Source organism: Peterkaempfera bronchialis, assembly GCF_003258605.2.
GTDB lineage: Bacteria > Actinomycetota > Actinomycetes > Streptomycetales > Streptomycetaceae > Peterkaempfera > Peterkaempfera bronchialis.
In genome coordinates this window covers 628,014-640,779 of sequence record NZ_CP031264.1, presented here as the reverse complement: position 1 = coordinate 640,779, position 12,766 = coordinate 628,014, and the positions used below count along the sequence as shown (strand labels likewise).

General features: G+C 76.3%; 11 protein-coding genes. 6 read left to right on the top strand and 5 right to left on the bottom strand.

Annotated features, from left to right (window positions below):
* The first annotated feature begins 30 nt into the window (after positions 1 to 30).
* The 4 genes from C7M71_RS02870 (at position 31) to C7M71_RS02855 (ending at position 2,804) form a co-directional block, all read left to right on the top strand.
* Positions 31 to 483, top strand: a complete 453-nt coding sequence (locus C7M71_RS02870; RefSeq protein ID WP_111489717.1) for an archease — start codon at positions 31 to 33, stop codon at positions 481 to 483.
* Between the two features lie 63 nt (positions 484 to 546).
* Positions 547 to 1,959, top strand: coding sequence for an RtcB family protein (locus tag C7M71_RS02865; RefSeq protein WP_111489716.1), 1,413 nt, complete (start codon positions 547 to 549; stop codon positions 1,957 to 1,959).
* Positions 1,960 to 2,046: 87 nt separating this feature from the next.
* Entirely contained in the window at positions 2,047 to 2,484 is a 438-nt protein-coding gene (locus C7M71_RS02860; RefSeq protein ID WP_111489715.1) for an SRPBCC family protein, read from the top strand.
* A gap of 2 nt (positions 2,485 to 2,486) precedes the next feature.
* Positions 2,487 to 2,804 (top strand): DUF6191 domain-containing protein, encoded by a 318-nt coding sequence (locus C7M71_RS02855; RefSeq protein ID WP_111489714.1) that lies wholly within the window; start codon positions 2,487 to 2,489, stop codon positions 2,802 to 2,804.
* A gap of 42 nt (positions 2,805 to 2,846) precedes the next feature.
* Here C7M71_RS02855 and C7M71_RS02850 read toward each other — a convergent pair whose 3' ends face one another.
* The 4 genes from C7M71_RS02850 to C7M71_RS02835 all read right to left on the bottom strand — a co-directional run bounded on the left by C7M71_RS02850 (position 2,847) and on the right by C7M71_RS02835 (position 10,041).
* Positions 2,847 to 4,910, bottom strand: coding sequence for a SpoIIE family protein phosphatase (locus C7M71_RS02850; RefSeq protein ID WP_111489713.1), 2,064 nt, complete (start codon positions 4,908 to 4,910; stop codon positions 2,847 to 2,849).
* A 256-nt stretch (positions 4,911 to 5,166) separates the two neighbouring features.
* Entirely contained in the window at positions 5,167 to 7,914 is a 2,748-nt protein-coding gene (locus tag C7M71_RS02845) for an AfsR/SARP family transcriptional regulator (protein ID WP_162824119.1), read from the bottom strand.
* 357 nt (positions 7,915 to 8,271) lie between these two features.
* Entirely contained in the window at positions 8,272 to 9,153 is an 882-nt protein-coding gene (locus C7M71_RS02840; RefSeq protein ID WP_111489711.1) for a diacylglycerol/lipid kinase family protein, read from the bottom strand.
* Between the two features lie 84 nt (positions 9,154 to 9,237).
* A complete protein-coding gene (locus C7M71_RS02835; protein ID WP_162824118.1) occupies positions 9,238 to 10,041 on the bottom strand; it encodes a hypothetical protein in 804 nt (267 codons plus the stop codon).
* Between the two features lie 251 nt (positions 10,042 to 10,292).
* Here C7M71_RS02835 and C7M71_RS02830 point away from each other — a divergent pair, with 251 nt between their 5' ends.
* A complete protein-coding gene (locus C7M71_RS02830; protein WP_229758495.1) occupies positions 10,293 to 10,745 on the top strand; it encodes a hemerythrin domain-containing protein in 453 nt (150 codons plus the stop codon).
* 79 nt (positions 10,746 to 10,824) lie between these two features.
* Here C7M71_RS02830 and C7M71_RS02825 read toward each other — a convergent pair whose 3' ends face one another.
* Positions 10,825 to 11,520: an Rv1733c family protein gene (locus tag C7M71_RS02825; RefSeq protein WP_229758494.1), complete on the bottom strand. Its 696-nt coding sequence runs from the start codon at positions 11,518 to 11,520 to the stop codon at positions 10,825 to 10,827.
* A 310-nt stretch (positions 11,521 to 11,830) separates the two neighbouring features.
* Between C7M71_RS02825 and C7M71_RS02820 the strand changes: the two genes are divergently transcribed.
* On the top strand, positions 11,831 to 12,598 hold the full coding sequence (locus C7M71_RS02820; RefSeq protein ID WP_111489708.1) for a ribosome hibernation promotion factor: 768 nt from the start codon (positions 11,831 to 11,833) through the stop codon (positions 12,596 to 12,598).
* Positions 12,599 to 12,766: the final 168 nt, after the last annotated feature.

Sequence of the window (12,766 nt, the reverse complement as noted above, 5' to 3'; positions counted from 1 at the left end):
CGCACCGCAGCCGACGACAGGAGGCCCCCGATGGCCCCGCACCCCGACCGGCCCGCCGCCGGCCACCGCAGCCTCCCGCACACCGCCGACACCCGGATCGAGGCCTGGGCACCCGACCGGGAACGCTGCCTCGCCGAGGCCGTCACCGGCCTGGTCGCCTCCTTCGCCGACCTCGCCGACCTCGCCGGCGCCCCGCCCCGGCGCGGCGTCACCGCGCACCTCCCGCCGGCCGCCGACGAGGACCTGCTGGTGGCGCTGCTGGACGAGGTGATCTACCGGCTGGAGGTGCACGGCGAACTGCCGCTGGCCGCCGAGGTGGCCGCCGCGCCCGACGGCGGCCTGGACGTCCGGCTGGCCATGGCCGCCGCCGAGGCGGTGCAGGCGGTCGGTGCGCTGCCCAAGGCGGTGTCGCTGCACGGGCTGCACCTCACCCGGGGGTCCGCTGACGGCGGCTGGTCATGCGCCTTCACGGTCGACGTCTGACACCCCCGCCGCGTTCCGGCCGCGCGTTTCGGCCGCCGGGCGGCGGGTACCGCCACGGGCACCATGGACCTCACCCAGATCGACCGCTATGAGTTCCGGGTCGAGCGGCGGGGCGCGATGCGGGTCCCGGGCGTGGTGTTCGCCTCCCGGGCGCTGCTGAGCGACGCCGGACAGTCGCTGGAGCAGGTCCGCAATGTCGCCACCCTCCCGGGCATCGTCGAGGCGTCGTACGCCATGCCGGATGTGCACTGGGGGTACGGCTTCCCGATCGGCGGCGTCGCCGCGACCGACCCCGCGCAGGGCGGCGTGGTCTCCCCGGGCGGGGTGGGCTTCGACATCTCCTGCGGCGTCCGGCTGCTCGCGGCCGACCTCACCGCCCAGGAGCTGGCGCCCGTCCTCGGTCGGCTGATGGACGCCCTGGACCCCGCCGTACCGCGCGGAATGACCCGGGGCGGCGTCTGGACCCCGCACGACCGGGACGAGCTGCGCCGCATCCTCACCGACGGCTCCCGCCACGCCCTGGAGCGGGGCCATGGCGAGCAGCGCGACCTGGACCGCTGCGAGGACGGCGGCGCGGTGGACGGGGCCGACCCCGGCCAGGTCGGCGAACGGGCCCTGGAGCGCGGGCTGCACCAGGTCGGCAGCCTCGGGTCCGGCAACCACTTCCTGGAAGTGCAGCGGGTCGCCGAGGTGTACGACGCCCCCGTCGCCACCGCCTTCGGCCTGCACCCCGGGCAGGTCTGCGTGATGATCCACTGCGGTTCGCGCGGCCTGGGCCACCAGATCTGCGGCGACCAGGTACGCCGGATGGAGCAGACCATGCGCCAGTACGGCATCCAGGTCCCCGACCGGCAGCTGGCCTGCGCCCCGGTGGACTCCCCGGCCGGGCAGGACTACCTGGCGGCCATGGCCGCCGCCGCCAACTACGGCCGGGTCAACCGCCATATGCTCGCCGAGGCGGCCCGCCGGGTCTTCGCCGAGGTCACGGGCGCCCGGCTGGACCTGGTCTACGACATCTCGCACAACCTCGCCAAGCTGGAGGAGCACGAGGTCGACGGCGTGCCCCGGTGGCTCTGCGTGCACCGCAAGGGCGCCACCCGGGCGCTCCCGCCGGGCCACCCCGACCTGCCGCCGGACCTGCGCGCGACCGGGCAGCCGGTGCTGATCCCGGGCACCATGGGCACCGCCTCCTATGTGCTCACCGGCGTCCCGGGCGGCCGGGCCTTCCACTCCACCTGCCATGGCGCGGGCCGGGTGCAGAGCCGCCACCAGGCGGCCCGCTCGGTCAGCGGCCGGCAGCTGCGCGACCGGCTGGAGGCCCAGGGCATCGCGGTGCGCCCGTCCTCCTGGCGGGGGCTGGCGGAGGAGCACCCCGGCGCCTACAAGGACGTCGCCGCCGTGGTGGAGGCGGGCGAGGGGGCCGGTCTGTGCCGGTCCGTCGCCCGCCTGGTACCGCTCGGCGTGGTCAAGGGCTGAACTACTCACGCCGCAGACCTGACGCACCGTACGCCGCTCGCGGGTGACCGCCCGCCGCCGGGCGCCCGCTGCCCCTATGCTCATGGAGTGGCCCTGTTCCGGATCGAACGCCGCTCCGCCCTCTCCGCCGACGAGGCGTGGCGCCGCATGACCGACTGGGAGCGGCACGCCGACCGGGTGCCGCTGACCGGGATCACCGTCACCACTCCGCCGCCGACCGGAGTGGGCACCGTGCTGGTGGCGCGCACCGGCGTCGGCCGGGCCGGGTTCGACGACCCGATGGAGATCGTGCTCTGGGAGCCGCCCACGGCGGGTCGGCCGGGGCGCTGCCGCCTGGAGAAGCGCGGGACGGCGGTGCTGGGCCAGGCCGAGATCGAGGTGCGCCCGGAGGGGACCGGCTCGGTCGTCGTCTGGTGCGAGGACCTGCGGGTGCGCGGGCTGCCCGGCCTGCTGGACGCACCGACCCGCTGGACGGGCCGCCTGGTCTTCGGCCGGACCGTCGCAGGACTGCTGAAGGAGGCGTAGGGATGATGGTCTTCTGGGCGATGAGCATCCCCGGACTGGTCTGCCTGCTCACCCTGGTCGCCCTGCTCGACCAACTGGCGCTGCGGGCCGGCCGCTCCCGCTGGGTCCCCTGGCGCGGTACCGGCCGCGAGGGACAGATCTCCGCCACCGGTTTCGAGCAGCTGCACGCCACCTTCGCCGCCGGGAAGCAGCACGAGCTGGACGAGCGCAGGACCACCCTGATGCTCCGCGACGACCAGGGCGACGGGGCGCCCCCGCGCACCCGGGTGGACCTCGACGGCGGCCACGCCGTGGTGCGCCTGCCCCAGCAGGACGGCTGACCCGGCGCCGCCCGTTCAGCCCGTTCAGCCTGTTCAGCCCCTTCAGCCCGGCGGCTGCACCGAGGCGATGAGCACGGCCACATCGTCCGGGTCGCCCGGGCGGCGCAGCGCCCGGAGCAGCAGATCGCAGGTCTCCTCCAGCGGCAGCCGGTGCCGCTCCAGCAGGAGCAGCAGGGCCGCCAGCCGGGCGTCGATGGGCTGGTCCCGCGTCTCGACCAGGCCGTCGGTGTAGAGCACCAGCCGGTCGCCGGCGGCCAGGTCGAGGCAGGTGGTCTCGAAGGGGACACCGCCGACGCCGAGCGGAGCCCCGGTCGGCAGGTCCAGCAGCGCGGGCGCGGCCCGGCCCGGGCGGACCAGGACGGGCGGCAGATGACCGGCCGAGGAGATCCGGCACTGCGACCGCTGCGGGTCATGGACGGCGTAGACGCAGGTCGCGAAGCGGTGGTCGAGGTCGGCGGTGATGCGGTCGAGGTGGCTCAGCACGGCGGCCGGCTCCAGGTCGAGCGCGGCCAGGGTGCGGGTCGCGGTCCGCAGCTGGCCCATGGTGGCTGCCGCGCTGATCCCGCTGCCCATCACATCGCCGATGATCAGGGCGGTCTTGCCGTCCGGCAGCGGGATCGCGTCGTACCAGTCGCCGCCGATGTCGCAGACGGCCTCGGCGGCCTGGTAGCGGACGGCGATCTCCAGACCGGCCTGGTGCGGCGGCCGGTGCGGCAGCAGGCTGCGTTGCAGGGTCTCGGCGGTGTGCCGCTGGTGCTGGTACCAGCGGGCGTGCTCCACGCAGACGGCCGCGCGGGCGGCCAGCTCGGTGGCCAGGACGACATCGTCCTCGTCGAACGGGACCGGATTGCCGCAGCGGACCAGGTCGAGGGCGCCCAGCACCCTGCCCCGGACGATCAGCGGCACCGCCAGATAGGAGTGCGCTCCGGCCCGCGCCAGCAGCGCGGCGGACTGCGGGTCGGGGGCGATGTGCGCCAGGTCCCGCCGGTCCAGACGGGAGAGCCGGATCGGCAGGGCGGCGTTCACACAGCGGGTGATCAGACGCTCGGCGGCGCAGCGGACCGGGCCCCCGGCCCCGCCGAGCGCCGAGGCGACGGGGGAAGGCCCGGCGCTCGCCACGGACGGCGGGCGGAACGCCCTCGGGCTTCCCTCCGGTACCGCGACGCCTTCACCCCGCCCCGCCGGGACGCAGTCCAGCACATGCACCGCAGCCAGGTCCGCCAGGTCCGGTACGCACACCTCCGCCAGCTCGTCGGCGGTGGTGTCCAGGTCCAGGGTGGAACCGATGCGCACGCTGGCGTCGGCGACCTGGGCCAGCCGTCGGCGGGCGGCGGCTGCCTCCAGGGTCGCCTGGTGCTGCTCGGTGACGTCGACCACCGAGACGGCCAGGCCGAGCACCCGTCCGCCGCGGTCCTCCAGCCGGTGGTACGACGCCGACCAGGCGTGCTCGCGGCCGGGGTCGGCGGGGGTGGGGCCCACGGAGAACCGGTTGACCAGCGGGACGCCGGTCGCCAGCACCCGCTCCATGTCGGCCTCGACCGGTTCCGCGTCCATGAAGGAGAGCGCCTCGCGGACGGTCAGGCCCAGATGGCGACCGGAGAGGCCGTTGAGGCGCTCCAGCGTCGGGTTGACCATCAGATAGCGCAGCTCGGGGTCGAGCACCGCCAGCCCGATCGGGGACTGCGAGACCAGCCGTTCGGAGAGGGCCAGATCCCGCTCCACCCGCAGCAGGGCCGCCTGGTCGGTGGCGATCCCCAGCGCGAAGTACCCGCCGTCCGCACCCCGCAGCCGCATGGTGCGGAACTGCACCAGCCGGGTGCTGCCGTCCCGGTGCCGGACCGGTACGGTGCCCGAGCGGGCGACGCCCTCCGCCACGGCCCCGGTGAAGAGCTCCACCGCCGACGCGCGGTGCTGCGGATCGACCAGCAGCGCCCCGACGGGGCGGCCCAGGGCGTCCTCGGCGGTGTGGCCGAACAGCTCCTGCGCCTGCGGGCCCCACAGCACCACCCGCCCGTCCGCGTCCAGCACCAGCGCGGACGGGTCGAGCACCGTCAGTGCGCCGCCCGGCGGGGGAGGCCCGGCCCGGGAGACCTCGGTCGCACTCATCCAGACGCTCCTTAGCCGCCGCGTGCCCGCAGCGGTGGGGTCCTCGTTCCGGTCCGGCCTGTCTGCCACCGCCCGGACCTGCGGCTCTCATTCCCCCTGCCCCTCCTCCCGCCCGCCATGCCGCCGGAGGCGCCGCCGCCCCGCCGGCCGGGGCCGTACGCGGGCTCACGCCAGGAGGTCGGCGGCGGTCAGGGTCACGGTCGGGGTGGCCGTGGCGCGGGCGGCGCGGTGGCGGTATTCCTCCCCACCCTGGGGGTCAGTCGCCGGAGTGCTCTGCGGGTGCGTCGAGAGCGTCCAGCAGGGCGCCGACCTCCTGCGCCTCCGGGCGGTCCAGCGCCTGCCAGCAGCCGAGGGCCTCGGTCAGATGGAGGCGTGCCTCCTCCGGACGGTCGAGGCCGATCATGGTCCTGCCGAGGTCGGAGAGGATCTCGGCCTCGTTGACCCGGCTGGCGGCGGCGCGGGCGATCGGCAGCGCCTCCCGCAGATGGACCAGCGCCTCGTCGTACTCCCGCAGATGGAGGTGGACCGCACCGACGTTGGCCAGCGCCATCGCCTCACCGGCCCCGTGTCCCAGCTCCCGCCAGATCGCCAGCGAGGCGTGATGCTGGGTCAGCGCCTCGCGGTGGTTGCCCAGCCGGTCCTCGCAGATGCCGATGTTGTTGAGGGCGTTGCCCTCCGTCGTACGGTCTCCCGCCGAGCGGGCCAGCCGCAGGGCGTGCCGGCTCTGCTCCCGGCTCTGGGTGTACCGCCCCCGGTGCTCGGAGATGACCGCGAGGTTGCCCAGCGCCACCATCTCGCCGGTGACGTCGCCCAGCCGCCGGTGGATGTCGAGCTTCGCGGTGAGGCTCTGCTCGGCCTCGTCGTACCGGCCGGTGCGCCAGGCCAGCGCGCCCCGGGAGTTCAGCAGGTGGGTCTGCGCCACCGGGTCGCCGAGGTGCAGCGCGCTGCTCATGCCGATCTCGTTGACGGCGTGCCACTCCTCGTAGCGGCCGTTCGCCATGTACCGGCGCCAGGCGAGCGCGGCCAGCAGCCAGGCCAGCTCGTGCAGGCCGTGCGCGGCGGCGGCCCGGGCGGCGCCGAGCAGCGTGGCCAGCTCGCTCTCGCACCACCGCAGCGCCTGGTCGAAGGAGTCGAACCGCAGCGGCGGATGGTCCGGGTCGGCGGGCGGCATCCCGGGCCGTCCGAACCGGGGCAGCAGGATCTCGTCGGCCGCCGTCAGGGTTCCCAGGCACCAGCGGGCCATCCGCCGGACCGCCTCGCGGCGCTCCTCCGCGTCCTCCTCCTCGGCCGCCCGTTCGGCGGCGTAGACGCGCAGCAGGTCGTGCAGGCGGTAGCGCCCGGGGGACGGGCTGTCCAGCAGGCAGGCGTCGACCAGCAGCTCCAGGGTCTGCTCGGCGTCGTCCGGCGGAAGCCCCAGCAGCGCGGCGGCGGCGTACAGGCCCAGGTCGGGCACCTGGACGAGGCCCAGCAGGCGGAACGCCCGGCTCGGGTCGGCGCCGCAGGACGGGGCCGGCAGGCTGGTGTAGCCCACCTGGAAGCTCGCCCGGACGGCGATGTCGTCCACCCGCAGCTCGTCCAGCCTGCGGCGCTCGTCGGCCAGCCGCTCGGCGAGCGCGGAGACCGGCCAGGAGGAGCGGCCCGCCAACCGGGCGGCGGCGATCCGGATGGCCAGCGGCAGCCCGGCGCAGCAGGCCAGGACGGCGGCGGTGGCCTCCGGTTCGGCCGCCGCGCGGGCCGGTCCCACCACGGCGCCGAAGAACGCCAGCGCGTCTCCGTCGTCCAGGACGTCCAGGTGCAGATGGGCCGCCCCGGCCAGGCCGGGCAGCCTGCGGCGGCTGGTGACCAGCACGCCGCAGCGGCCGTCGCCGGGCAGCAGCGGGCGGACCTGTGCGGCGTCACGGGCGTTGTCCAGCACCAGCAGCAGGCGGCGCCCGGCGGTCAGCGTACGGAAGCGGGCGGCGCGGGCGTCCTCGCCCGGCGGGACGGCGTCCTCGGGCACCCCGAGGTCGCGCAGGAACCGGGCGAGCACCTCGGCCGACGTCGGCGGGGAGGGGGAGACGCCCCGCAGGTCCACATAGAGCTGCCCGTCCGGGAACTCCTCGACCAGCCCGTGCGCCGCATGGACCGCCAACGCGGTCTTGCCGATCCCCCCGGTGCCCGACACCGCCGAGACCACGACGGCGCCGCCGCCGCCCGCCCGGCCGGTCAGCAGCGCCCGCACCTGCTCCACCTGGCCGCCGCGACCGGTGAAGTCCACCAGGTCGGCGGGGAGTTGGGCGGGGACCGGGGGCGCGGACGGGACGCCCGGCTCCGGCTGCGGCTCGGCGCTGTCCGCCAGGATGTCCCGGTGCGCCTGCCGGATCGCGGGACCGGGCTCCACCCCGAGCTGGTCCACCAGCGCGCGGCGCAGCCGCCGGTACACATCGAGCGCCTCGGCCCGGCGGTCGGTGCGGTGCAGGGCGAGCATCAGCTGCCGGTGGAACGCCTCCCGCAGCGGCTGATCGGCGCTCCAGTGGGCCAGCTCGGGGACCAGCCCGTCATGGCGTCCGCGGTGCAGGTCGGCGTCGAAGCGCCACTCCAGCGCCTGCATCCGGGCCTCGGTGAGGTGGTGGATCTGCGGGTCCGCCCCGGCCAGGGCGGGCAGGTCGGCCAGCGGCTGCCCCCGCCACAGGGAGAGCGCGGCCGAGGTCTCCTGGCCGACGGTGTCCCACTCCTGGCGCAGCCGCGCGGCCCGGGCGCGGCGCAGGTGTGCGGTGAAGACGTCGGCGTCCAGTTCGCCCGGCCGGACGCGCAGCACATACCCGGCCGGGGTGGAGGCCAGCCGGTCCTCGCCGTCCGGGCCCAGCAGGCGCCGCAGCCGCGCCACATGGTTGTGCAGGGACGCGGTGGCGGTGGGGGGTGGCCGCTCGCCCCAGAGTTCGCTGCGCAGGGCGTCGGCGGAGACCGGCCGGTTGGCCCGGAGGAGCAGGGCGCCGAGCAGCAGCCGGCCTTTGGGTGACGTCACGCGGAGCGCCGTGGCGCCGTCGTGGACGGTCAGGGGCCCGAGCAGGCCGAACCGCATCCAGCTGCCTTTCCGGGTAGGGCGGCCGGGGGTCCGGCCGGGTACGGAACGTCGGTTGAACAGATGTTAGTGATCTGTTGGTGGGCTCCATCATGCTCATGTCGTCGGGTCGGTCTCGCACCGGGGCACGGGGGCCCGACACTTGGCAGGCACCGCCCGGGCATACGGGGAGTCGGGCGGCGCCTGGGACGGCCGAGGGAGGGCTTCGGCGCCGGTTGCCGCTCGACGGCGGACGGAGCCACTCCCGACGCCGTCGCTCCGGCAGTGCCTCCGCGCGCGGCCGGGGCGCCTCACAGTGCCTCAGCAGAGGATGCGCAGTGCCCCCGGCAGCACCCGGGCGGTCACCGGCAGCGCCGCCTCCACCTCGCCGTCGGCCCCGTACGGAAGGTCGCGGCCCGCCTCTATGCGGACCTCCCGGCCGCGCACCACCTCCACCTGCGGGCGCCTGAGGTGGGTGCCGGACCGCAGTTCGCGCATCACCGCGAAGAAGAGCAGCCGGGACGCCTCGCTGATGACGACGATGTCCAGCAGTCCGTCGTCCACCCGCGCGTCCGGGGCGATCCGGCGGCCGAACCCGTAGAAGCCGGAGTTGGCCGCCACCACGGTGAAGCCGCGCCGCTCGTATGGCACCCCGTCCACGGTGATCCGGTAGTCGGCCGGCCGCCACCCCAGCACCGCCCGCAGCCCGCCCAGGTAGTACGAGGCGGCGCCGCGCAGCAGCCGGGCCTCGTTGGCGTGCCGGTTCGCCACCGCGTCGACGCCCGCGTACACGCTGCCCAGCACGGCGGTCCGCCCGTGCACCGCCGACTCCACCTCGATCGCGTCGATCCGCCGGGGGTCGCCGTGCAGCAGCAGCTCGGCCAGCGCCGAGGGTTCCGAGGGCAGGGCGAGCGCCCGTGCGAAGTCATTGCCGCGCCCGGCCGGGACCAGCCCGAGCACGGCCTCCGTACCGGCGAGCGCGCCGCCGACGCAGCCGGCCATGCCGTCGCCGCCGACCGCGAGCACCACCCGCCCACGCTCACCGGCGTGGCGCGCGACCTCCCGGGCGTGGTCCAGGCCACGGCTGTACTCCACCTCGACCTGCGCTCCGGCCGCCCGCAGCAGCCGGGCCAGCGGCCCCAGCGCCGCCGCTCCCCTGGCGCCGCCCGCAGCGGGGTTGACGACGGCCGTGAACGCACGCATGAGGGTGTTCTCCAGAGGAAGGTGGCAAAGGGTCAGGTGGCGGCGCAAGGGTGTGGGACGCTCGGGCGAGCGTGGGCGGTGGGGTCACGGCCCCTGCGGAGCGGGCACCTGGCGGTGCCGCCCCCGCCGCATCAGGCGGTCGAACAGGAACCCCAGCCACAGGGCCACCGGCAGCAGCACCAGCCATCCGACGACCACCGCCGTCGGGCCACCCCGCCAGATCCCGAAAAGCGCCGCCGGCAGGGCACAGGCCACCGACAGGATGACGCCCTTCCCCAGCGGCACCAGCAGCGGCGGCAGCCCCTCCAGCGCGCTGCGGCGGGCCCGCAGCAGCGCCCAGCCGCCCGCGACGCACCCGTACACCCCCACTGCCAGCGCCGCCGTCGCCACCGCCGTGTCGAACTCCGGCTGGTTCACGGGTGTGTCAGCGGCCTCCTGGGCCACTCCGTCCCGCGCCACGGCCACCGCGAAGTCCCGCCACACCGTGACCTCCACCCGGTCACCCGGCCGCAGCGACCGTACCAGCGGATCGGCCGACCCCATGTCGAGCCGTCCGGAAGCGGGGGCCGGGCCGAGCAGCTCGACGAAGTACCGGCTCCCCCGCCCCCTGCGGATCTGCGTGCCGGTCACCGTCGCCTGCACCGTGCGCAGGCAGTCGGCCACGCCGTCGTCGGCAGCGGCGGGGCAGGGCACGGCCGCCAGGAACGCCCGCTCCACCGCGGCGGTCTCCGGGACCCCGGCGAAGACCGTGACCGCGAAGGCCGACACCAGCGCCCCCGCAGCCAGCGCGCAGACGCCCCACACCCGGTGCCACCGGGCACGCCGCCGCACCCGGCGCGGATCGGCGTCACGACGGGCCGGAGACGGAACGCTTGAAGGGCGGGGCATGCCCGCACCCTAAGCCGCGGCCTCGGCGCAGCCCAGCCCCGGACTCGTCGGCATGTCAGCTCACCGTGTACGGGCCATGCCGCCCGCCTCCCGGCCCGGGGTCCGCAGGGTCTGTTGCGGCGCCCGCAGGGACCAAGGTCCCTTGGCGCCGGCGGGCCGTACACCCCAGGCTGGTGCCGCAGGCCCACCCCACGACGGGGCGCCGCCCTCCGTACGGAGGCACCAGCTGCGAGTACTGCGGAGGCCAGGCCGTGACCGCGATCGACGAACTCATCCGCGAGCACGAGCAGGCCATCGCCCTCATCGGCGAGGTGCGCGCCGCCTACCGGCTGCGGGACCTCCCCCGGATGGCCGAGTCGGCCCGGCGCATCGCCGCCGTCCTCGCCCCGCACACCGAAGTGCAGGAGCGCGGCCTCTTCCCCGCCCTGGCGGCAGCCTTCCCGGACCGGATCGGAGAGCTGGAGGAGGAGCACCGCCGCATCGAAGCCGTGCTGGCCGAGGCCGAGCACGGCACCCCGGCCGACCCCGGCTGGCCGGGCCGCTTCCTGCTCGCGCTGGTGCTGCTGCGCGAGCACATCGTCAAGGAGCAGGACGGGCTCTTCCCGGCGGCGACGGCCATCCTCGGGCCCGCCGACTGGGATGCCGTCGACGCCGTCCGCGCACGGTGCGGCACGGCCGCCGGACGCCGTCCGGTGCGCCGCTGAGCCACGTGCTGTTCGGGGCCGGGGCCGGGGCCGGTGCCGGTGCCGGGGCCGGTCAGGCCGGAGCTGGCGCCGGTGCGGGTCAGGACGACCGCGACCGCCCGGACCAGCGCGGTTCCACCTGCTCCCACTCCCGCTCCCAGGCCGCCGCCGTACGGATCTCGATGCGCCGCCGCCCGACCGTCCGGACGGTCCCGCACACCAGCCCGGTGCAGGTGAGCACCGCCAGACCCGCCAGCACGGCCCCGGTGGTGATGTCGGCGGTGCTGCGGGGCGGCGCCGCCGGGTCGCCGGAGTCGTCGACCCAGACGGTCACCGGGGCGCCCCGGGCGGTGCCCGCCTCCACCGGTACCGCTGCGGTGCGTACCTGGCCCGCCGGGTACTGCCAGCGGGCGAGGACCGGCCACTCCCCGGTGGACGGCACCCAGGCACCGCCGGCCGGGGCGCCGGTCAGGGTGGTGGCGGTGATGCGGTGCCGATGTGCGGCCTGCTCGTCGGCGGCGTGCCGGTCCGAGCGGTACAGCGCCGCCGCGACGGCCGTGGGCAGGGCTACCGCCAGGACGGCCAGCAGCAGGAGCACCCAGCCGAGCCGCGCCCGGCTGCGGTCCAGCGGGCGCCGCAGGGGGTTGCCGTCCCGGCCGGTGGCGCGGCGCAGCCGGGTCCGCCAGCCGGTACGGCCGCCCGGACGGAATTGTCGTGCGCTGCGGCGCATCGTGCCCACCTCCTCGACGTTCCTGCACCGGTCGGCTGCGGCGGAGGGGCCGCGGCTGCCGGTCATCGGCGCTTCGGCGGTCCGGTGTCGCGCCGCCGAGGTCCTTGCGGTGTCGCCTGCCCGGCGTACGACTGCCGACGCCGGTACGGGGCATCCCGTCTTCGCCGACGCGTCCACTGTCGCGCCGCTCCTCGGGCCGGGGCCTGGGCCGTCCGGTCCAGCCGACCGCCGCCGACCGGCCCTGCGCGAGGCATCGCCGCTGATCGGGGCGGTGCCGAGGCCGTGCAGGGCCCGACGGCACCGGGGTGAGGCCGTTCGGCCCTCGGCGCCGGCATCGGCGCCCGCAAGTCTGGTGGCGGACCGAGGAGGAGACCTGATGAACCGAACCCAGACCCGGCCCGCCGCCGAGGTGCAGGTGGCCCTGCGCGGCGGCACCCCGCACGGCGCCGCCGAGTACGCCCGGGCCAAGCTGGGGCCCGTGGTCGGACGGCTGCGTGAACCGGTGCTCGGCGTCCGTGTGAAGCTCACCCAGGGCAACCACCCGTCGGCGGCCCGCCCGGCCGTGGCCGAGGTCTCCGTGGACGTCGGCGGACGGCTGGTACGGGCCCATGTGGGGGCGCCGACCATGACCGAGGCGATCGACCTGCTGCGGGACCGACTGGCCGGCCGGCTCGACCGGGTCACCCGCCGCCGGGACACCGCACGGCGCACCGGGGAGCCCGCGCAGCGGCCGGACCGCCGACCGCGTCCGGCCGAGGAGCGGCGGATCGTACGCCGCAAGTCCTTTGACGTCGCACCCGAGCCGGTGGACGAGGCGGTCTTCGAGATGGAGGCCCTGGATCACGACTTCCGCCTCTTCACCGACGCCGCCACCGGTCTCGACGCCGTGGTCCACCGGACCGGACCCGCCGGCTACCACCTCACCCGCACCGGCCCCGCACCGAAGGGCGCGGCCGTCCCCGCCGGGGTGCCGCTCACGGTCGGCGAGGTGCCCGCCCCGCGTATCGAGGAGGCCGAGGCGGTGCGGTGGCTGGAGCTCACCGGCCTGCCGTTCGTCTTCTTCGCCGACGTCGCCACCGGCCGGGGCGCCGTCCTCTACCACCGCTACGACGGCCACTACGGCCTGATCACGCCCGCCGAGTAACCCCCCGGTCCTGCACCGGCCGGTGCGTGAGGGGCGCCCGGACGGAGCAGCGGGCCCGGCACCGCCGAGGGCCGCCGCTGACCATCGGCGGCGGCCGGCCGGGCCCTCCGGCGGCGGTCCGCCCGGCGGGAGTGCCTGGCGGACCGCCGCCCCCGGTGGTTCCCTGGG